Source organism: Pontibacter korlensis (genome assembly GCF_000973725.1).
Taxonomy (GTDB): domain Bacteria; phylum Bacteroidota; class Bacteroidia; order Cytophagales; family Hymenobacteraceae; genus Pontibacter; species Pontibacter korlensis.
In genome coordinates, this window is the sequence record NZ_CP009621.1 from 4749511 (window position 1) to 4771641 (window position 22131).

Annotated in this window: 19 protein-coding genes and 1 pseudogene; 14 read left to right on the plus strand and 6 right to left on the minus strand. The window is 45.3% G+C overall.

Annotated elements, in window-relative coordinates; translation table 11 throughout:
• Nucleotides 1-250 precede the first annotated feature (250 nt).
• From PKOR_RS20390 to PKOR_RS20435, 9 genes are all read left to right on the plus strand, one after another.
• Nucleotides 251-478, plus strand: coding sequence for a hypothetical protein (locus PKOR_RS20390; RefSeq protein WP_046313125.1), 228 nt, complete (start codon nt 251-253; stop codon nt 476-478).
• 377 nt (nt 479-855) lie between these two features.
• The gene (locus PKOR_RS20395) at nt 856-1479 is read left to right on the plus strand and encodes a hypothetical protein (RefSeq protein WP_046313127.1); all 624 of its coding nucleotides are present in this window, start codon (nt 856-858) and stop codon (nt 1477-1479) included.
• A gap of 7 nt (nt 1480-1486) precedes the next feature.
• On the plus strand, nt 1487-1795 hold the full coding sequence (locus tag PKOR_RS20400; RefSeq protein WP_046313129.1) for a winged helix-turn-helix domain-containing protein: 309 nt from the start codon (nt 1487-1489) through the stop codon (nt 1793-1795).
• A 73-nt stretch (nt 1796-1868) separates the two neighbouring features.
• Nucleotides 1869-2198 carry a hypothetical protein gene (locus PKOR_RS20405; protein WP_046313131.1) on the plus strand — a complete coding sequence of 110 codons (330 nt, stop codon included), beginning with the start codon at nt 1869-1871 and terminating at the stop codon, nt 2196-2198.
• Nucleotides 2199-2241: 43 nt separating this feature from the next.
• Complete coding sequence (locus tag PKOR_RS20410; RefSeq protein WP_046313132.1) at nt 2242-3483, plus strand: DUF4153 domain-containing protein; 1242 nt, start codon at nt 2242-2244, stop codon at nt 3481-3483.
• A gap of 83 nt (nt 3484-3566) precedes the next feature.
• Entirely contained in the window at nt 3567-3860 is a 294-nt protein-coding gene (locus tag PKOR_RS20415) for a hypothetical protein (RefSeq protein ID WP_046313134.1), read from the plus strand.
• A 46-nt stretch (nt 3861-3906) separates the two neighbouring features.
• Nucleotides 3907-4197 carry a hypothetical protein gene (locus PKOR_RS20420; RefSeq protein ID WP_046313136.1) on the plus strand — a complete coding sequence of 97 codons (291 nt, stop codon included), beginning with the start codon at nt 3907-3909 and terminating at the stop codon, nt 4195-4197.
• 4 nt (nt 4198-4201) lie between these two features.
• Nucleotides 4202-4468, plus strand: coding sequence for a hypothetical protein (locus PKOR_RS20425; protein WP_046313138.1), 267 nt, complete (start codon nt 4202-4204; stop codon nt 4466-4468).
• Between the two features lie 972 nt (nt 4469-5440).
• Nucleotides 5441-6394, plus strand: a complete 954-nt coding sequence (locus tag PKOR_RS20435) for a calcium/sodium antiporter (RefSeq protein WP_046313140.1) — start codon at nt 5441-5443, stop codon at nt 6392-6394.
• A gap of 220 nt (nt 6395-6614) precedes the next feature.
• Here PKOR_RS20435 and PKOR_RS20440 read toward each other — a convergent pair whose 3' ends face one another.
• Nucleotides 6615-7139, minus strand: coding sequence for a hypothetical protein (locus PKOR_RS20440; protein ID WP_046313142.1), 525 nt, complete (start codon nt 7137-7139; stop codon nt 6615-6617).
• A 748-nt stretch (nt 7140-7887) separates the two neighbouring features.
• Here PKOR_RS20440 and PKOR_RS25895 point away from each other — a divergent pair.
• Together PKOR_RS25895 and PKOR_RS20450 are read left to right on the plus strand one after the other, a co-directional pair.
• A complete protein-coding gene (locus tag PKOR_RS25895) occupies nt 7888-8364 on the plus strand; it encodes an amino acid permease (protein WP_200897397.1) in 477 nt (158 codons plus the stop codon).
• The gene (locus PKOR_RS20450; protein WP_200897398.1) at nt 8351-9307 is read left to right on the plus strand and encodes an APC family permease; all 957 of its coding nucleotides are present in this window, start codon (nt 8351-8353) and stop codon (nt 9305-9307) included. Before PKOR_RS25895 ends, PKOR_RS20450 begins: the two co-directional genes overlap by 14 nt.
• A 106-nt stretch (nt 9308-9413) precedes the next feature.
• On the opposite strand, the gene PKOR_RS23775 is transcribed toward PKOR_RS20450, so the two are convergent.
• A complete protein-coding gene (locus tag PKOR_RS23775) occupies nt 9414-14048 on the minus strand; it encodes an alpha-amylase family glycosyl hydrolase (protein ID WP_052738989.1) in 4635 nt (1544 codons plus the stop codon).
• A 519-nt stretch (nt 14049-14567) separates the two neighbouring features.
• On the opposite strand from PKOR_RS23775, the gene PKOR_RS20460 reads away from it, so the two are divergent.
• From PKOR_RS20460 to PKOR_RS20470, 3 genes are all read left to right on the plus strand, one after another.
• Entirely contained in the window at nt 14568-15275 is a 708-nt protein-coding gene (locus PKOR_RS20460; protein ID WP_158453810.1) for a hypothetical protein, read from the plus strand.
• 124 nt (nt 15276-15399) lie between these two features.
• Nucleotides 15400-16251, plus strand: a complete 852-nt coding sequence (locus PKOR_RS20465) for an AraC family transcriptional regulator (protein ID WP_046313146.1) — start codon at nt 15400-15402, stop codon at nt 16249-16251.
• Nucleotides 16252-16325: 74 nt separating this feature from the next.
• Nucleotides 16326-17297, plus strand: coding sequence for a multidrug resistance efflux transporter family protein (locus PKOR_RS20470; RefSeq protein ID WP_052738990.1), 972 nt, complete (start codon nt 16326-16328; stop codon nt 17295-17297).
• A 544-nt stretch (nt 17298-17841) separates the two neighbouring features.
• Here PKOR_RS20470 and PKOR_RS20480 read toward each other — a convergent pair.
• The 4 genes and pseudogenes from PKOR_RS20480 to PKOR_RS20495 all read right to left on the minus strand — a co-directional run.
• Nucleotides 17842-18546: pseudogene (locus PKOR_RS20480) on the minus strand (glucuronyl esterase domain-containing protein); the annotation flags it as partial.
• A gap of 19 nt (nt 18547-18565) precedes the next feature.
• Entirely contained in the window at nt 18566-19948 is a 1383-nt protein-coding gene (locus PKOR_RS20485; RefSeq protein WP_046313148.1) for an ABC transporter permease, read from the minus strand.
• A 3-nt stretch (nt 19949-19951) separates the two neighbouring features.
• On the minus strand, nt 19952-21373 hold the full coding sequence (locus PKOR_RS20490; RefSeq protein WP_046313149.1) for an ABC transporter permease: 1422 nt from the start codon (nt 21371-21373) through the stop codon (nt 19952-19954).
• A 2-nt stretch (nt 21374-21375) separates the two neighbouring features.
• Nucleotides 21376-22086, minus strand: a complete 711-nt coding sequence (locus PKOR_RS20495) for an ABC transporter ATP-binding protein (RefSeq protein ID WP_046313151.1) — start codon at nt 22084-22086, stop codon at nt 21376-21378.
• Between the last annotated feature and the right edge of the window lie 45 nt (nt 22087-22131).

The window sequence follows — 22131 nt, forward strand, 5'->3', positions numbered from 1 at the left end:
AAATGCTTGGGTTATATCCTACTTATTGCTCCTTCCTTAACTTATCTAAGTCTGGATTGATAGGGAGCTGCGAGGCTGAATTTAACATCTCTAAGGTTTACCTGTGAGCTTCAATAGCGAATTTAAAAAAACATTAGGCCTCTACTGCAAGATATTCCTCCAGCTGAATCATTGTTATCCGCCTAGCATATAACGCGTTAAGATTTCAGCCGTTAAATAATTATGTAATGGAACACTAATCATAAAAAGCATGGAAGAAGGAGCAGAAGTATTTTTGGGCTTAGGATTGATAGGCCTTGTACTCGGGCTGGTAATTCTAATTCTATACATCTGGAGTATCATATGGGCTTATAGAGACGCAAAAAGAAGAAGAAGACCAGGTATATTGATCGCTATTATGGTCGCATTTGTGGCCTGGCCTATAGGTTTGATTATATGGCTTATAATTAGGCCAAGTGTGTTCGAAAGGCCAGTGTAGTACTTGCTTAAAATGTACTGCTGATAATGTAGTTCCTTGGCCTCACGTAGTGAAGCCTTTAGGAGCTGGCATCACTTTCACATACCTTCCTCTTTTGCTTCTTCTTGTTCAGCAGAAATCTACCCTAAGAGATACATTACAGATTGCACCCCCCTGCCCTACTTTCTTCCGAGGTTAATACAGTAGCTCTTATCTCCTTTTGATTTCTTTGCCACCGGTTATATCTAAAATCTCAAAGCATACCAACATAATTTACTGTAGCTGCGCCTCATGATCATGGCTCATGAACATTAAGTATTTATTTTGAAAAATATTTCATCCTCATCTCTTGACAATTCGTATCTGATTAATAACTTTGAAACTCAAAGTACTTTAACATGAATCATCAGCAAGACCAACTAGAAGCCCTGCACGAGATCCGAAACATTATGGATCGCTCTTCCCGCTTTATTTCACTTAGCGGTCTGTCAGGTTTGTCTGCGGGGGTAACGGCACTTGCCGGTGCTGCTGTGGTTAAGTGGTACTTTAGCCAACATAACATCAACTACTACAATAATTTGGGCAGCAAATTAAGCCAGGATAATATAGTTTTCATTTTAACTGTAGCGGCCGCAGTGCTTATACTTGGTTTTTGCGCAGCTCTATACTTTACTGTTCGCAATACCCGCAAAAAAAACCACCGCATTTGGGATAATCAGTCCAGACGTTTGCTGTTGAACCTGGCTATCCCTTTAGCCACTGGAGGAGCTTTTTGTGCCATACTCATATACCATAACATTCTATATCTTGTGGCACCTGCCATGCTGGTATTTTATGGTCTGGCGCTGCTTAACGGCAGCAAGTATACCTTAGGAGATATTCGGTACTTGGGCATTTTTGAGGTTATACTAGGTTTGTTCGCCAGCATTTTTGTTAGTTACGGACTTATTCTCTGGACTGTAGGATTTGGCATGCTGCACATAGTATATGGCGCGCTGGTGTACTTTAAATACGAACGCTAGCAGACCTGTGAAAGAGTATCTTGAAAATATAAACAAAGCCTTCGAAAGTAGGGCACGACTTGGCATTATGTCGGTGCTAATGGTAGAAGACAAGGTTGATTTTAACACCCTGAAAGAAACTCTGCAACTAACTGACGGCAATTTGGCCAGCCACTTGCGTGCGCTTGAAGATGCAGAATACCTGCGCGTGGAAAAGCAGTTTGTAGGGCGTAAGCCTAATACATCTTACCACGCTACAGATGCTGGTCGCGAAGCCTTCAAGAACCATCTAGATGCTTTAGAGCAGCTAATTTTAAACAACCGGCAAAACGGCTAATTTTTTTGTGGTTGTACTTTGAAACACAAAGTACTTTATTAAACAATCAAATCATCATCAACATCCAAAAACTATGACTAAACAAAATGAATTTCTGCACTACTTAAACCCGAAAATCCTGAGCAAACGAGCTATGACAGGTGCAGGCATTGCTTTGGTACTGCTTGCTATTTTTCTATCAGGAGGCGGGGACTTCAACTTAGGTTATTGGGTGCTCCTGCCCATAACAACAGTTTCTGTTGGTGGTGCTTTGGGTGGTATTATATACTCCCTGATGGATCATCTGCGGAACCAGGGCCGTTGGAAAGTGGCAGTAGCTAATAGTCTCAGCCTACTGCTGTACATCGTGTCGGTTTGGCTAAGTCTGGTTGCAGCACTAAATGTGACGGGGCACTGGGATTAACAAATAATACTATAAACTTCAAAAGATAAAACCTTTTAGTGTTATGCGAGTCGACATACTTTCGAACATAAACAACCCTGGGCAACTTGAGAGGTTGTACCGGGCAAATAAGGCTAACTTCAAACAGGAATTCAGCAGCGTGTATCCTCAGCTTAGCGGAAATATACTCGCTGACTTTTGGTACGAAAGGCTTAACTACGAATCTGATGCTATCTCCTGGGGATCCAGAAAAGAGCTTCTGTTTATTGCAATCGCATCTTTGTTGGCTGGATTGATTGCAAAGTTACCCGCTATGTTCCCTATTAGCGAAGACTTCTTTTATCCGCGCAATATCGGTTTCATCGTGTTCCCATTCTTAGCAGCATATTTCGCCTGGAAAAACAAATTGCCAACTGACAAGCAAGGTCTTCTTACTGGAGCCTTAGTTGTTTGCCTGATCTATATCAACTCGCTGCCAAACAATAATACAAGTGATACCCTCCTGTTGGCATGCATTCACCTGCCACTACTGCTGTGGGTTATACTCGGAATTTCTTTTGCGGGTGATGAACTCAGCAACTATAAAAAGCGCCTCGGCTTTTTACAATTCAATGGCGACCTGGCGGTAATGTCTGCCATGTTTGTAATTGCCGGAGTAATAATGACAGGTATCACTATCGGGCTATTTGCATTGATCGGTTTTCACATTGAGGAGTTTTATTTTGAGTATGTAGTGGCTTTCGGGCTACCTGCCGTGCCTATCGTAGCAACTTATCTTACACAAACTAATCCGCATCTGGTAAATAAAGTATCGCCGGTTATTGCTAAACTATTCAGCCCGCTGGTTTTGGTAATGCTTATTATCTACCTGGGTGCCATTGTTTACTCCGGCAAAGACCCCTACAACGACAGAGAATTCCTGTTACTTTATAACGTGCTTTTGATCGGGGTTATGGCCTTGATTTTCTTTTCCGTTGCCGAAAGTTCTACCAAAGCAAAGGATACGATAGGAGTTTGGGTACTGCTATTACTTTCTGTAGTTACAGTGGTAGTAAACAGTATTGCGCTTTCGGCAATCTCATTTAGAATTTCCGAGTGGGGTATCACACCCAACAGATTGGCTGTGCTTGGCGGCAATGTCCTGATGCTGATTCATCTCCTGATTGTGACTGTGATGTTATTTAAAACAACAAAGAAAGCTGCTATAACCGAAGTAGGTCGATCCATCGTGCTTTACATTCCTGTATACTTCGTCTGGGCAGCTGTGGTGGTTTTTCTCTTCCCGCTGCTCTTCGGCTTTAGATAAGGTTAAACTTCTTTCAGGAAAGGTGAAGCACAAGCTTACAGATAATGAAACATCAAAAATTCATAAAATAAGGAGACATCATCATGAATAAGACATTGAATGCATTGAGCGTGATCAGCTGGATATTTGGCCTGGCCTTTTGCGCTATCGGTTTTGTAAATACGTTCTGGGGAAACGATCCCGGCTTTGGAATTTTTATTCTTCTTCTTTCTCTCGTCTACTTTCTTCCGGTAAATGAGCTACTCATGAACAGGTTCGGTTTCTCTATCCCCAAAATGAGAATAGTAAAAATCCTGTTGGGCATATTTTCCCTATGGGCTGCGCTGGGCGTGGGTGAACTGTTCGATAAGATCGAGCTGATGCTGAACAGTTTTTAATAGCTTAGATAGCTTTATACCTAAACCATCATAAATAATTGAAACTATGATTACACAGAACAAAAGGCTTATCGGCATTGTGCTCTCAGTAGCGCTTCTATTACTTGTACCCCTTGTAGCAATGCAGTTTACAGATGAAGTATACTGGACACTGTTCGACTTCGTGCTCGCAGGTATTCTGTTACTCGGTGCCGGCCTCTTATGTGAGTTGGTGTTGCGGAAGGTTAAGCATCAGGACAACGGACTCGCCATTATTGCAGTTATTCTGGCAGTGCTCTTCCTTATTTGGGTAGAACTTGCAGTTGGCATCTTCGGGACACCATTCGCAGGAAGCTAAAGCTATGAGAGAAAAGGTTATACCATTACAAATGGTGGGCTGGATACTGGGTATCGTAGTGTTGGCAATCGGTATTCTTAATTTGTTTCTGGTGCACCCTGTACCGGGAGTCGTTTTCCTGCTTCTTTCTGCGCTGTATGCTCCCTATACAGATACATTGCTCAAAGTCAGATTCGGCTTCTCGATTCCGCTAGTAGTAAAGATTTTCTTAGGCTTAGCCATTATCTGGTTCACGTTAGGTGTAAGTGACCTGGGAGATATGATAGATTGATCAGGCTGTCACCATTCGATGACAAAAGCTGCTTCAGCCTTTGCAGAGCCACAAAAGCTTTACCAAGGCTTGAGGGGGAACAACGTCATTGAAGCTTTTGCCTCTAGCTCAAGGTGTCAGTGTTAAAATTCATTTTCTGCCTTTAAACTTTGTATTCCAAAACACTTTTAAACATTAATCACACCTACTTCGATCATAATCCAGCAGGGCAAAGGAAACCGGAAACAGACAACCACATAAACTTGGATAAAGTATAGCGCTCACCATCTTTATTCCGCATCCTATAAGCAGGTGTAGTACGGTATGCATTGGTGTAGAAGTTCTGAAGCTCCAATGAGGGCCTCAGAACAAGACTTAAGCTTACATTTGTTGTTATTTAGTTAAAGCCTTCGGTTCTGCCGGGGCTTTTTTGTGTGAATAACTTTCCAGCTGTTTAAAAACATTAAACACCAGGCGAAAAGCTTTCTGATGCAATACTATACTTCTAGGCTGAAGCAATAACTAGCTTGCTGCTATCTACTTAGGTTTGTATTGCTTTATCAAGAATAGGGAAGTAAACTTGTAACCCGGGTTGTATGAAATTGTACTAAAACAGAGGTACACTCCCATCCTTTCACATCCACAACATAAAGGCATTCCCAGTAGGAGATCAACGCTAAAACTCCGCTTTTACAAAAAATATCCCTAATCGAGAAGATAGCTGCCCACCGTAGAAGCCAGTACTACGACGGCATATAAAATCAGAAACCACTTGAAGAGTTTTTTTCTGCCAACTGTACTTTTAAGCCATGGGTAAAACAGGTAATAAAGAAATACCAGGGCAACAGACAATAAAATGAAAGCTTTCAACATACTTGTAACTCCGTACTGCAGTTCATGGTGACGCTGCACTGGCAAATAAGTTAATGCCAGGTAGAATTCCTATTTACGTGCGCACAATCGTTTAAGAACCATATTACTGTATCTTGCTACATGATAGATTTACTTTTACTCTTAGCTGGCTTTGTTGCCCTCATTTTTGGTGCTGATAAACTGGTAGATGGTGCCTCCAGCCTTGCCTCAAGACTAGGTGTGCCTAACATAGTTATTGGCTTAACAATAGTTGCTTTTGGCACTTCAGCCCCTGAGTTGGTCGTCAATATTTTTGCCGCTTATAGCAACAGCACCGAAATGGTGCTTGGAAACGTGCTAGGCAGTAACATTTTCAATGTATTAGGTATACTTGGTATTTCTGCCTTGATTTACCCGCTAGCTGTAAAGAACAACACTACTTGGCTAGAGGTGCCGTTAAGTCTGTTAGCAGCAGTAGCGGTACTTGTTTTTGCCAGCGACACATTGTTAGACAGCGCAGCCAGCAACATCATATCCAGAGCAGATGGTATTACCTTGTTACTGTTCTTCTGCATCTTCTTGGTTTATAACATTACACTGGCAGTTGGTAGCAAAAATGAGGAAGAGACGCCTACAGAGCATTACTCCTATACTAAAGCCATTCTTTTCATTGTACTTGGTCTTGCGGGTCTTGTAATTGGCGGTAGGCTGATTGTTACAAGTGCCGTAAGTATAGCCCAGTTGCTGGGTCTGTCGGAGCGCGTGATTGGTTTAACTGTCGTTTCTATCGGCACTTCTCTGCCAGAGCTGGCAACCTCTGTGGTGGCAGTTCGGAAGCGGAACGTAGATATAGCCATTGGCAACGTAGTAGGCTCAAACCTCTTCAACATCTTCTTTATTCTAGGCTTATCAACTGTCGTTACTCCGCTAGCTGTAAACCCAGGTTCACTTACAGATATGCTTGTTAACGTTGTCTCAGGTCTGCTGCTCTTCATCTTTATCTTCACAGGCAGAGGCAGGCAGTTGGCGCGCTGGGAAGGTGGCGTGTTTCTGGCCCTATATGTTGCTTACTTAGTCCTGTTGATTTCACAATAAAAGTAAGTAGTCAGGCTCGGCATCAGGAAATAATTCGTTTGTTAGTACTACAGATAACGCAGTATCAGGCCTTGGCTTTGACACTTGGCTGATCTTATTGAGCTAATCCGGCTGCATAATATTTCATATGAGTTGAACAACCACTACAAAAAAGCCCGGAACAAATGCTCCGGGCTTTTCACAAACAGCTAGTTACTTATATTTTTCTGACTGACCTGGCTTATCCTAAAGCTAGAGTACTCTTTCTTGCTTCAACTGCTGATCCGTTTGGTCTGGCTTGTATGGTTTCGTTCACGATAACGCTCCATTTCTCACAAAGTCTTAGCTCATCATTTAGTGTCAGGCTTATCTCCTTGTCATAAAATGTTAGTGCCAGTTTGGGTGTCTTAGGCTCTTTAAACGAGAACACCAGCTCTATCTTATCCATTATTCGGGTGTGGTTCACATCCCTAAAAGCCTTATTCACGCTACAATTAAGCACTCTAGATAAATCCACCAGAACTTCCTGATTATTCTGCTCACCCTCCTTCAGGTAAAGCAGTTTGTGCTGCACAGAGTCAATACCAATGGCATAATTACTACAGAAATCGTGCTGTTCAATTTTAATGTGATGCTTTTCACCTAGTGCGGTTAAGCTTTTTACACGTTCCAGTGACTTTCCTTTTTGTTTTCTCTGTATAAGAATAACTGGCACTATGAAGATCGCCAGCGATATAATACCTATTATGATTGATTCGAAATCCATCTTCTTGTTTTTATTAAAAGTGTGTACACAACTGTTCAGACAGGTACAGCATACCTATCTGTTGTAGAAGCTTCACCTACTATAGCTCCTAAATAACAAGAGATGAACTACCAGAAGTAGTGGAAAGGAAAAATGTTATCACTAATAGACAAGCCTCTTTCTATGTACCTGGAGTAGGCAAGGTATAGAAAGCCACTGCTGGGTAAACTAAGCCAAAAGGCAAAAGCACCAGCAAAAAGGTCACTTGAGTGATTTTTTAGATTTGGTGAGGATGGAGTGCTTACTGAGCTAACAACGCTGTCGCTTGAACGGTGTAAGGCTTCAAACTTGATGTGCCTGCTGTCAGTTAAGCTTTCCTGCGCATCAGCCCCTCCTGGTTTCTTGTCCTCTGTTTGCGCAACTGCTATTCTATAGCCTTCACTTGTGCTACCAAACGACAGCAAAAAAGTGATAAGCAGTGTTATTAATCTAAATGAGTTACGCATGCACCAAATGTACAGGCTTTTCCTATCTCTCCAGCTAATATTTTGAAAATTATTATCAATTCAGAAAGTATTGCTTTACGCAGGCCTCACACACAGTCAAGCACCTTACTATCAACAGCTTTAAACAAGTACATAATACCACAACATACCTCTCTGGTTTAAGAATATTTACAGTATAACTTGTATGTTTTCAGAATCCCTCCTGCTATATTAGAAGGCTTTTTACGCAGCTACCACCACAAATTATCTTTAACCAAACAAGTATGAACAGGAACAACCAACTCAGTCAAAAGCTGGGCCTGCGCCTGGTCATAGTGGTCGTGATAGGTAACATCATTGGGTCCGGGGTATACAAAAAAGTGGCTCCGATGGCAGCTGAGCTGCAGTCGCCGGGGTGGGTTCTGATTTGCTGGATCCTTGGTGGCATCATAACCTTGTTTGGGGCACTTAGTAATGCCGAGGTTGCTGGCTTGCTGGCAGACACAGGAGGTGAATATGCCTACTACAAAAAGATATACAACCGTTTTTTTGCTTTCATTTTCGGTTGGTCTTTGTTCACGGTTATACAGACAGCAGCCATTTCCTCACTGGCTTATGTTTTCGCACAGTCTCTCCACAGCATACTCCCCCTCCCCCAGCTAGCTACCGCATTGGCTGATTTCTCCATTGGTGGCGTTTTTTATCCCTTTGCGGATCTTAGTGTGAAGCTAACTGCTATAACGCTGATTGTCCTGGATTAATACGAACGGGATAAAGTCAGGAGCTTGGTTAAGCACGGCTATACTCCTGCTAGTATTTGCAGGCGTTGCCGTGATAGTGGTCTTTGGCCTTGGCAGCACGCAGGCAGAGCCTGTGAGAAGTTTTGATCTTACTCCAAGTTCTGAAACCACGGTAACCTTTCGTGCAGTGTTTGCGGCTATGCTGTCTGCATTCTGGGCATATCAGGGTTGGGCAGCCATTGGCTATGTGGGCGGTGAAATTAAATACGCCAAACATAATATCCCCAAAGGAATTACCATTGGAGTACTTACTGTAGTGGCCATTTACCTCCTGGTAAATATGACATACCTTTCTTTGCTACCTATTGGGATACTTGAGCAGGTACACCTAGCGGGCAATAAGATTGCTGCGATAGAGGCAGTCAAAAGTTTCTGGGGCTACGGAGGTGCTGTGTTCATTTCCCTGCTGATTCTGGTTACGACCTTGGGCTGCACCAATGCCACCATACTGGCAAGTTGCCGAACCTATTTTGCAATGGCACGGGAAGGCCTCTTCTTTCCCAAAGCCGCAGAGCTGAACAAGGCACAGGTACCTGCCAACTCTCTCTTGTACCAAGGCATTTGGGCATGCTTGTTAGTATTATCCGGCACCTTCGACCAGCTAACGGATATGATCATTTTTGCCGTTTTCATCTTCTACGGTGCTACCACCCTTGGTGTATTCATTTTAAGAGTAAAGATGCCTGATGCTCCCCGCCCATATAAAGTGTGGGGTTATCCGGTAGTACCAGCTATAATGGTTGTTTTCTGCGCTGCACTTTTTTTCAATACAATTTTTGTACGCCCTCGTGAGGCTGCCATTGGTATGACACTTATGCTCACCGGTATTCTTATGTATTGGTGGTTTATCAGAAAACAGCGCCAGCGTGAGGCACACCCCGTCAATAAAAAAGTAATTTCCTGATAAAGTAGAAGCACTTTCTAAAAGTTAGTCAACATAACCGGCATAAAGTATAAAGGGGCTGTCCAACACTTTCTGGACAGCCCCTTTATACTTCTACTTCGCGCTTCTACCGCTTAATCATCAGCTGCTGCCTTATAACAGTACCCTGATAACTTACCTGTAGCGCGTAAATTCCTTCTTTCCACTGGCTAACATCCAGTTGCACTCCTTTCTCCATTCCAGGATTCAGTTCAAAGGATTTCAGAACAACGCCCTGCATACTTACTACCTGAAACTTCACCGCTTCTGTAAGCTGCATACTTGTACTGATAGTCAACATATCTGAAGCAGGATTAGGGTATACACTAACGCTTTGAGCTAACTGTGCCTGCCGAATCGCAGCAGGCACGTCTGCCGGACGAATGCTCACCTGGTTACTATAACCTGAAACTTCGTCTGTGTCTTTCGCCATGATACGGTAATGGTAGAGCATGCCTGGACGCACCTGAGTGTCGGTATAAGCTGTGGCGTTGGCAGCCAATTCTGCTATCGTGCCAAACGTACTGAGGTTGCTGCCATGTTGCACGGCTCTCTCCACTACAAAAGCTGTTTCATTTCCAGAACGATCTTCCCAGCTTAAAGCAATAGAGCGCATATCTGCGGTAGCTGCTGTCAGCCCTGCCGGAGCCAGTAGCGGCAAATTGATTTCAGCAGTGCTGCTCCAGTCAGAGTTTGCTTTTGTATTGCTGACGGCTTTAACTCTGTACTGATACGTTACGCCATCCACAGTTTGTGCATCTATATACTCTCTTGCATTGGCACCTAAGGCAGCCACCACTTCAAAATGTTGCTGCTCTTCGCTCTTGCGCTCCATAACAAAGCCCGTCTCCCCAGCAGCATTATCTACCCAGGTAAGCTTTGCATAAGATAGTTCTTCAAGTTGCACAAGCAGCTCTGTAGGCTTCTCTATGTAAACCAACGGAGTCTTAAGCAGACCTGGCTCTGGGAACTGAACAACCTGGTCAACTAGTATGTGGAATTCACCTGGCGCTAAGACTAAATTACCTTCCGTGGAGTTAACAGTGAAAGACTGTCCTGAGAAGAAGTCGTACCAGGTTCCTGTGTGCTGGAGGGCAGGATTTATACTTCCTTCGCTTACCCCAAAGTTACCAACTATAGTAACGTTCATTTCAGGATGGCTGATACTGATCTTGCGCATCTGCCCGGACGGGGTCCAGGAGAAGTTACCTTCTTCGAACACATGGCTATACTCGTTGACCAGGTTGATAATGGCCGCTTTGGCTTTGTAAAGTTTTACCCGTTCTTCCTGCTCATGGTAGTTCAGCCCATCTGTGTCTCCCCAAGGAATAGGTTTGTTACCCGTTCTGCCATTGTAGTCAATCGGGAAATCGTAGCCAAGTTCGCCAAACTGCCACAGCATTTTCGGACCAGGCAGCGGATAGTAGAAGGCTGAGGCCAACTTAATGCGCTCCAGGGCGGTTGTCACATCCTTGATGTTGTAGTCACCGCTGCTCATGCCTTTGTTCTTAGCACGCACCATCAGGCGTTCCTCATCATGGCTTTCCATGTAGGAGATCAGGTTTTTCTGCTCCCAGCCTCGCGCGCTGGAAAGTGACCAGTTAAGGTCAGTACCTGTTCGGCCATTGATGACATCGTTGTAAGGGTGATTCAAGTTACCCCAAAGCATCATGCCATAGTCGGCCAGCACCTTCTCTTCGTCGTTAGCACCTAAGTGCTCCAGTATCACATAGGCACTGGCATCTGTTTCCCAGATTTTGTCTGCCATGCGCTTAAGTATATCGATGCGCGATTGGTCATAGGCACTCCAGGCACCAACATCATCTGGATTATTTCTCTGGGTAAAGCCCTTGGAAAGGTCAAAGCGGTAGCCATCAAATTTGAACTCCTCTATCCAGTAGCGGTTCACATCATCTACATACTTCTTCGTGTATGCACTTTCGTGGTTAAAGTCGTAGCCTACGTTAAAAGGGTGTGTTGCCTGCTGGTTAAACCAAGGGCTTTCTGCCGAAGGGCGTGCATTAGTCTCGTCGAAGTACATTCGCACCATCGGGCTTTGCCCAAACTGATGGTTAAGTACCATATCCAGCAACACGACCATACCTAATTCGTGCGCCTTATCAATAAAGGCTTTCAAATCGTTCTTTGTGCCATAGTATTTATCAGGTGCGAACAGGTAGCTTGGGTTATAGCCCCAGCTCTCATTACCCTCAAACTCCATAACAGGCATCAACTCAATAGCATTTACCCCCAGGCGCTTCAGGTAGCTAAGCGTATCTGTAAGGTCTTTATAGCTATGCGACTCCAGGAAATCCCGAACCAGTAGCTCGTAAACAACCAAGTCTTCATTAGCCGGGCGACCGCCAACTACTTCAGGAAACTTCCACTGGTAAGACTCCTGACCTGTCTGTAGCAGTGTAGCAATACCATCTTGGGTTCTGTCATAAGCTACAGGATTAGGATACACATCAGCCGGAATATACTGGTCATTGTAAGGATCAGCCACCTTGTCGGCATAAGGGTCACCTATTTTGATGACACCATCTACCCAGTACTGGTATACATATTCCTTTTGTGTTTCCAGATTATTCAACTCTAGCCAGAAGTATTCGCCATCTGGTGTTTGGTTCATCAGGTAGTTGTTACTGATCTGCCAGTCGTTAAAATCCCCTACTACATAGGCGAAATCTTTTTTGGGAGCCAATAATACCAGCGTTGCCTTGCTAGGATCCTTGGCATGATAGTTTATACCGTTACGCATGCCTTCCGGAAGGGCAGCAATTGTGTTTGGTTCACGCAACCAGATGGTAAGGCTTTTCTCTGATGCAACAGTTTTATCCTCCAATTGTGCAGTTACCCGCAGTTGCAGTGTATTGGTGGTACCAAAAGTATAGTTATAGCTTATAGTTTGGCTGTTGCTGCTTTGTGCAACAGACTTGTAGCCACTGCCATCGTTTATCTCCAGCGTAATGGTACTGGCAACGTCTGAAGCCTCAGCACTCAGAAGAATTTTCTCACCACTTAGCCCAAAAACCTCAGAAGCAGTTGGAGCGGTGAAACGCACGTAGTCTCCAGGATTGATAGTTACAAAAATATCGCCATCGGTCTCAGATTTTCCAGTTTGCGTACCATCAGCGCTGCGGAACACCATTCCTAACCGGAAAACCGGTACTCCTCCTTCAACCTTATAGTACTCACGCACGCTTGGCAGTGTAATCTGCCATTTGTTCTCTTCTCCATCTACTGGAGTCATTTCGCCCAAGCCGTCGTCCTGCCCCCAATTACCGACAACATTGCTCCAGCCAGTACCTTCAGGCCCTGACAGTACTACGCCTGAGTGCATATATACTTTCTCAGCATTTCGTAAGCCTGAAGCACCTTTGCTGGCATCATAAATAATGGTGACAGGCTCATCAGCAGTTGGCATTGCCGGACTCATCTCCACGATACCTCCGGTAGGCGCACCAACAACTTCAAACATGTAGGCTCTTGTTACATCGTTAAAAGTGATGTTGTATATGCCTCCTGTTACCGGAATATCCGGGCCTCCCTGTACGGCTACGCCTTCAGGAAACTCGGTTCCGCCCCAGTTAACGTCCCAATTGTCGTTAGCTCTGAACTTTACATACCCGCCTGATAGCTCTGCATTTTCCAAGGTCCAGCTATGGCCGTCTTCTCCCTGCACCATAGGTGTAGACTTTTCCCAGCCGCTAGCAGTAGCACTGCCTATAATACTAACAGAAGCGTAAGTTGCAGAGTTAAGTTTTGTGAAGCGATAGGCTCCAGTAATATCATCGAAGTGAATGGTATAATAGCCACTTTCCGGAACTTGCAGGTTAGGTCCGTTTTGTGTGGCATCCCCAACAGGAAAGCTGTTACCTCCCCAGTTTACAGTCCAATCATCATTTGCGCGAAATTTCAGCTCTCCAGAATTCAGGAAAGTTGTCAGCACCCAGTTATTAGGATCGCCCTCTGCCACAAGCTGCATCGGCGTTGAACCTTCCCAACCTTTTGCTGTAGCAGTACCTATAATGCCCACTGTTTCATAGGCTATAGGGTTCAGGTTCTGAAAGAAATACTCGCCAGTTACATCATTAAAAGTTACTTTATACTCTCCGGGTGCTACAGAAATGTTCCAGCCATCCTGGGAACCAGTGCCTTTGGGAAAACTGCTACCTCCCCAGCTAACGTTCCAGGCATTTTCTGCTCTAAATTTTACCTCTCCTTCACTTAGTGTAACATGCTCTATCACCCAACTATGAGGATCACCTGGAACGGACTCCATTGGTGTGTCTGCCTCCCAACCGGAAGGTGTGGCATCACCAATTAGCCCAATGGTAGAATAAGTAGGTGGACTTAGGGCTTCAAAATGATAATCTCCAGTTACATCGTTAAAAGTAATGGTGTAGTAGCTGGTTGTCGGCACCTGAATATTAGCTCCATTACGGACGCCAGTACCAGTAGGAAATTGATCACCTCCCCAGTTCACATCCCAGCTATCGTTGGCACGAAACTTAAGTTCGCCCTGGTTTAAGTTTAGCGTGATGGTCCATTGGTGGAGATCGCTGGAATTAGCCAGCTTCATGGGTGTAGAAGCATCCCAAGCTTTGGTTGTGGCTGTACCAATAATGCCTACGCTATGGTAGACATCCTGAGCCACTGCCAATGTTGCCAGGAGCAAAAAGCTCAATATAAGATTGAGCCTGAGCGTAAAGGTTTTCATTCTATAGCAGGTATGTTAAATAGTTGAAAATAAAATTATAAACACGGTCATCTACTACTGTAAGAGCTGCTCCCTGGCACCTTCTATCCTATGAAGGGTCATGTTATAACAGGCGATTCATAGAACAAAATGATGTATATATACCATTTATTTTATAATAGGTTTTACTAAGATCTTTCTGATTAGAAGCGTGATTTTGATTAGCTAGATTAGTGTTACAGCTCCGAATTGTTAGTTGAAGTGGTGGCTTTTTCCACTTTTTATGAATGAGTAGAACAGAGCGCTGATAAGAGTTCAACTTTTAGGATTAACACACTCTTCTAAGTGGCCAAAGTGGGGGTTATTATACTGCCTTACACCGTTCTGCCTCTGCACTTTACCCCATGTTATAACTCATTAACGTATTGAAGATGATTTAGTAGCATTTTAAAATTATATTATTAATAATTTTAAGCATAACCAATCAGTAAAATAGGTATGGCAGAAGTACACAACGGAGGCTTGAACTATTTAAAGCCTATGGACCAAAGAACCGGCATTACACCAATCAGTAGTGCAAATCCAGCAACCGGCACTGCGGGATTCGCTGCACCTACCCGGTTTGAAGATCCGAAATCTGAAAGGTACAGTATCTCGAACTCTACCAAGCGGAACGTTCTACTGGTTTGCCTCATCATAGCTCCACTGTTTCAATTGATAGGAGATGCCTTATGGGTTACAAAAGAATATGCTTTTTCATGGAGTGTATGGCGCGAGGCGAGTTATGTTTTCTTTGTTCCAGTAGGTATACTGCTCGCTAAAATGGTAGAACAACGAAGTACAGGATGGGCTATTACTTGCTGCGCCTTTTTTATTACGGGTTGTTTTGGTACAGCCACCATGATGCCTTTATTCCGCTTAGGAGCCTTTTATCCTACAAACGGTGGAAATGAGTTTCCTGCCATCGTTCAGTCTGTACTTGGGGAAGGATTTTTTGCCCTTACCATTTATCCGCCTGGCTTGTGTTTTCCTGTTAGTCTGGTGCTTTTCGGTATAGCTTTTTTAAAATACAGGCTTCTGAACACATTCTTTGGAATGGCGCTCATACTGTCAGGGTTATTTTTCTGGTTTGGAAACGCTGTAGGCTTAAACCTTCTACTATTAGCTGGCGACTCCTGGCTTCTTCTAACCTTAGCCTATCTGGCCTTCACTATTTACAGCGACAGCAAAGTCCAGCAAAAAGTATAATTGTCAGATTACGGAGCCGCAGCCAGAGGTTTTAGGCACTGCCGCGGCTCTTTCCTCTATGATCACCTTTATCTTACTAGCCCATCTTTGTACTTCGTATACTTCTTATAGCTTAATTTGCTATATGAAGCACTTAGGAACTGATCGGCTCCCCATACAAGACTTACTAAACCAGAAGGCACTTACTGTTATGCCCCTGGAAACCTATGCCAGTGAGTTGTCGGAGGTGCCCCACAGCCACGATGCCTATATGCTGATGTATGTGCAGGAAACAAAGGGAGGAGAAAACCTGATTGATTTTCAGCGGTATCCCCTACAGGCTGGCAGAATCTTCTTACTACGGCCAGGGCAGGCGCACCAGCGGCAATCACGACAGGAAAGGGGCGTATTAGTTTCTTTCTCTGAGCGCTTCTTACAAGAAACAGGTATGCGGGCACACGATACCTTCGTAATCTTCAGCTCCGTATACCAGCACCCCTACCTCGACCTGCCTGATAAGCTGAAAACTATTTTTGAGGAGTTAGTAAACTTAATGGTGAAGGAACTACAGGAAGATCAGCCAGACATGGCTATACTTTCCCGCTACCTTTATATTCTGTTGCAATACTTGCTGAGAGAGTGCCATGTGCAGATAAGTAAGATTACACCTGCGCGCCATAGCGAGCGGTTGTTCCGCCTAAGTAGCCTGATTGAGGAGCATTACCGGGAGCACCGTAGTACAGGTTTTTATGCTGATGCCTTAGGCATAACCCCCAAGCACCTGAACAGTCTCTGCAGGCAATACCTGCAAACAACCGTGGCAGACATGCAGCACGACCGGCTAGTGGTGGAAAGTAAGCGACTGCTGTTCTTCAGCAGTTTGTCTGTTAAAGAGATTGCCTATCAGCTGGGTTTTGAAGATGCCTCCTACTTTGTGCGTTTCTTTAAACGTATGACCGGTCTTACGCCATCACATTTAAGAAGCAGTGGTTCTTAAAGTACCATTCTTGCAGCAGAAAGTCCTGCTAGCTGAAGCTGGTGCCGCTGTACTTTTGCAAAAATGATTGAGTTATGCAAAACAACAGCAACAACCTGAAAGCCATATCACTAGGAGTAGTAGCTTGTCTATTTTTCAGCTCTACCTATATCCTGAACAGCTTTCTTTCTGCTAAGGGTGGACATTGGGCCTGGACAACTGGCCTACGTTCATTTTTTCTGATGCTCATGCTGATGGCTTTGCTGGCAGCAAAGGGACAGCTGGTGCACCTTTTGAAAGCAATTCGCCAAAACCTGCAAGTATGGCTGGTGTGGGGAAGTATTGCATTTGGTTTAGCTTACTATTTTTTAACATATGCAGCTTCTTTCGGGCCTGGTTGGTTGGTGGCAGGTGTTTTCCAGTTTACGATAGTAGCGGGTATACTTCTCTCCCCTTTTCTGTATAAAGACCACCGTGCAAAAATCCCCATGAAGGCACTACTCCTGTCGATGCTGATTATGGTGGGCATTGCTTGTATGCAGTGGAGCCAGAAGAATGGCAGCTATACTTCGCAACAATTGTGGGCATGTGTAAGCTTGGTGATGCTGGCGGCATTTGTGTGGCCTCTGGCCAACCGTAAGCTGTTACTGCATGCAGAGGAAAGCGGACATAATCTAACTGCCATCCAAAGAGTAGCTGGTACCGCCATAGGTAGTTTGCCTGTACAGCTTATAATGATGCTATACGGTTACAGCCAGTCGGGAATTCCTGGGCAGGAACAGCTGTTAGCAGTGCTTACCATATCCCTGAGCTCCGGTTTAGTAGGCTGTATTCTATTCTTTAAAGCCATGCACTTAGCCCGCCATGATGCTGCCTCACTAGCTGCCGTGGAAGCTACGCAGTCCATTGAAATACTGGCTACGGTTGTCGGTGAAGTACTGCTCCTTGGCATTGCATGGCCGAACATGACAGGAAATATTGGGATGGTGCTGATAATTTTTGGACTGGTACTTTACAGCATGCCAGCAAGAAGAAAAACTTTACAGATACCCAGGCCATTAGCTTGATAAGCTATTACGGGTCGCGCTACAGCGAGGTGTATTTATCCTCTTCTTTCAGTATCCTATAGCTTGCATGCATGTTTACCTCGAACTACTTTTACTTCGGAGAAAGTATAGTCTCTGCACCGGAAAAAAGTATCAGTAACGCTAAAGCACTAGATTTCATGAAGTTTCTACAAAGGCAGTCTCTCAGCAACTATTTCTTTATAAAAAGCTTAAAGCCCACGCTGAGGTTTGTAGCCCTTGTAGCCACCCCGCTCTGCCTGGTAAACAGCTTTATCGCTTCGTATGAAAGTGCAGACTTTTTAACGCAATGGATAAATAACTTTGCGTCAAGCTACCTTACCACTTACCCTCAGGCAGTAGTTTATGTAAGTTTGATTAAGTGGTTTGATAGTAAAAGAATCGTTTAGAGATAGACCACCATAAGCAAGAAATACCATCAACACGAAGAAGCCGCTTCAAATTTAAGCGGCTTCTTCGTGTTATTCCATACATGCTACACAAGGCTACAGCAGAATCTTACCTAGAACTTAATACTGATCTATACTTAATGATTAGAACCGGAAGCACTCTTTTCCTTCATCCAGCTATCCGCCCACTGTATGAAGTGTTTTATGTTGGGAGCATCGGTGTGGCCACCATCATGCTGCCGCCAGGCCAGTTCACCATCCAGTAAGCCTACATTTACTCCAGGCATTTTCGCTGTTTTATAGTCGTACCCGACACCAAGGTCTCTTGCACCTAACAGTTTGTAGACTGGTCCGGCTGCTACGGTAGCCATATAACTTCCCTGCTGATCGAGCCACTTGGCATCACCTTTTTCAGGTATACCGTAACTAATAAAGGTCAGGCGAGGCGCGCATAAAGCGATAAGCTGATGTGCAACTACCGGTATATCATTAGCGGTTTTACTGCCAAACGTAGCATCAGAGGCACCATACTTCAGGAAGTTACCTGCCATCAAGTGGTATTCTCCGCTACTGGTCAAGTTTTCTACAGCCTCCCCAAAATTGCGGCGATGCAGCTTGGCTCCGCCTTCACCGGAAGACCCGATCAATCCCATGTAAAAACGCTGATCGAAGGCCATTGCTACAAGCGCCGCTTTCCCGAAGCGGGAAACACCCTCTATACCCACACGTTTGGCGTCCACAGCCGGGTCAGTTTCAAGGTAGTCCAAACCCCGTGAAGCTCCCCATGCCCAAGCCCTTAGCGCCCCCCAATCTTCAGGTTTTCTTGGCGGTCCTTTATTTACAAAACACTCTTAGAGCTTCCTACTTCACACTAGCCTCCTTTAACCTGAAGAGCACGAAACCAATACCAAACACTACCAGCACACATATCACCAACTTAAACAAACCACTATACGCTGTGGCAAAATCCGGTGAGCTGGTGAAACTATGCCTCGGCTCCTTCTCATAGTCGGCATGCGTAAAAGGCACGTTGTTGAACAGGAACGGGTAATAAAACTCCCGGAGCGAATCATGGTACTGGGTAGCACTCTGCATAAATGCCAGGTGCGAAGGCAAGTCTGATCCAGCCATCGCGTTAAAAACACCCTGTACATTTACAGGTACCGACAGTACGTTTAGCTTTTCTACCAGTTGATGACGAGCCTGAAGCCCCTCTTGATATGCTTCGGCAAGATCCGCTACAGCTACGTCTCCTAAGTGCTGGAAGGCATAATACCAGCGCCATACAAAACGAACCTTGATATCAGTGGTGTCGGTGTATTGCGGGTAAAGGGCAAAGAACTGATCCATGGTTTCACGCTTAGGTTTGTCCCAGCCACCATGCACTACCTCGCGCTGTTTTATGGTAAGCTCCAGCGCCTGCGGTATAGGTTGCTTTACGGCTACATACACATTGAGCAGGGCAGGTATGATAATGGTCAGCATCAACCACACGCCGAGCAGCGTTACAGCGTTAAAGGCTGAGTTCTTCTGCAAGGCTGCCACCAGAAAGGCTACTCCAAACCAGAACAGGCAGTATAACAGCACCACACCCAGCCAAAGTGCCACACGTACATCCGGCATTACCTGCCCCCATACCATGGCAAGTACAGAAAGCAGCAGCGCCAGCCCCAGCACAATCATCATCCGGAAAGACAGCTTGGCTCCTACAATCAACGGCAAACCTATAGGCTGCGACAATAACAAAGGCAGTGTACCCTGCTCCTTTTCTACAGATAGAATATTGAAGCACAAGCCGATAATAAGCAACGGGAACAAGTATACCAGCACGAAGGCCAGGTCAAAGTTTCCTGACAGCACTTTTAGCGGGTTGATGTTCTCGGTGTCGTACAGTTGCGACTGCAGGTTGAGCAGGCGGAGCTTAATGTAGTATGGGTTCACATCGCGCTGCCCCATAGAGAGACTTGCCCAAGAATCAGGATGGTTGACGGCAAAGGTAGAATGGTAGTAGCCAATATCACCCGCATCCGCTTCACCAGGAAACTTCTCTTTCATTTCTTCCACATTGTGCTCCGTTAGCACATCCAGCTTAGCTATGTTTTCCCTTTGCTTCTCAAGCTCGGTGGTGCCGTAGTAGATGCCATATAACCCGGCAAAAAGGGTAAGGGTGGTGAGTATGAGCAAGCCTTTATCAGCCTTAAAATTGAGCCACTCATACTTTATAAGTATCCAGAATTTTCTCATCGCTTAAGCCACTTTTGTTTTATCGATCAGCCTGATGCCTACTGTGCTCACCAGCACCAGCCATACTAACAGCGCCAATAATGATACCAGGTGGTTTCCCAGCGCCCAGCCTGCATGAGGCGTTTCGTAAGTGAATGGTTTAAAATTTTTCCAGGTGTCGCTGCTCAGGCGCGTTTCCTTCTCGCCATACTTTATCTGGGTAGTCTGTATATTATTCAGGCCCTGAGCCAGGTTATAGCGGTACTCTTCCGCCTTGTTCTGAAAGTGCGTGTAGTGGCTAAAGTCAGAGCCAGCCATACCCATCGACAGGTGACGCACGGCCAGGTAGGGATTCAGCAAACTGGCATACTCTGAAATGCTGTTCTGTTTATCAAAGATGTCCGTCAGTTCATCAAAATGCTCCTGGAAAACCTTGCTGCTTTGCTCCTCGCCCATAGCCATCCAGACACCGTCGAAATTTACCGGCAGCTCCTCCAAAGTCGAAACCTTATACTTTTTCAGCAGCTCCTTTTTCAGTGCCTCAGCGCGCTCATCCTGTGAGTTATGCCCGTCTACCCCTTTGGCTACCTCCTCGTGCACATCAGCATCCATCTGCGCTTTGGTTGGGGTGGTATAGAGGTTAGCCCCCAGGTTGGCTGAGGCTTTAGGTATGATCACGCAGCAGAGAATCCAGATACCGAGCAAGGTAACCAGTGCCGTATTTGACCGCTGATGCAGCGACGATACCACGACAGACAAAACAATAAAGATGAAGAAGTAAACCAGGTAAAAGAGGATGAACAGCAGCAGCCTTAGCAGTGTATCCCCTTCCAGCTCAAAGCCGCCTCTGCCGAACAGAAGCAAACTGGCAAGTACCAATGCCGGAGCCACTACCAAACCTACAACCTTGCTGTACCCCGTAATTTTTGCCCATGCCACCTGCCGCAGCGAAATACCCTGGCTCAGCAGGATCTTTAGAGTACCCGTCTCCTTCTCCTGGGTAAAGGCACCGAAACACAGGAAAATAATAAGCAGCGGAATAAGCATCTGCAGCACAAAAGCCACTGTCATCTCACCAAAGCGGATGAGCGAAGAAGATTGCTGCGCCTGGCTGAAGTTTGCACTGTTCTGCCTGTGCGCCTCCATAAACACAGCAGCCCCAGTATAAGAATCGAGCCCGAAATCCAGAAAGCTTATACTTGATTTTGGCCTGAAGGCATAAGAGCCATAATGGGCCATACGGTGCGGGTGACGGTCTACAGAATTAGCAAACTGGTCGTTCACTGTCTGTTGCGCCACATCGCGCTCCTCCTGCAAGGTCCTGTAACTATTTAAGCCCACCACCGTGGCAGCCAGCAATAGCAGCAGCACAATAATGCTTAGGGCCATAAAGCGGCTGTCGCGGAGGGTGCTGATGAATTCTTTTCTTGCTATACTTTTTATCATCCTTACACGTGCATATAGTTTAAGTATAGTTTCTCCAGTTCGTTCGCATCCAGGTCGGCGGCAGGCAGTACATCTACCAGTTCACCCTCGCGCATAATGCCTACTCTTGTGCCCACTTCTTTTGACCGGAAGATGTCGTGTGTCGCCATGAAAATGGCCGTGCCTGCATCGCTCAACCGTAGCAACAGTTCCGAAAACTCATTGCTCGCTTTTGGGTCCAGGCCTGAGGTTGGCTCATCGAGCAGCAACACTTTGGCATGTTTCGCTACCGCAATGGCGATACCTACCTTCTGCCGCATACCTTTAGAGTAACCTCCCACCCTGCGGCTGGCCGCTTCGGCTGGCAAACCCGCCCGAACAAGGTATTCCATCAGTTCCTCTTTCGAGTAATCAAAACCAGCCAAGCTACTGAACAGGGCCAGGTTCTCAAGCCCCGTCAGGTTGGAGTACAGCATCACGTTCTCCGGTATGTAAGCAAGGTGCTCCTTTACCTGAGTAAGATTTGTGGCTACCTCCAGCCCGTTAATATAAGCTGCTCCGGAGGTTGGTTTAATAAAGCCTAAAAACAGGTTTATGGTAGTGGACTTGCCCGCACCGTTTTGCCCCAGCAGGCAGAAAATCTCCCCTGCCTGGATCTGCAGGTTCAGGCCCTTAAGCGCCAGCTTGTCCTGGTACTGTTTTCTGAGTTGCTTTGCTTCTAAAACAATGTTCATTTGATGTTTTTGAGTTGATGTCTGATATGTTTCTTGAAAGGCTTC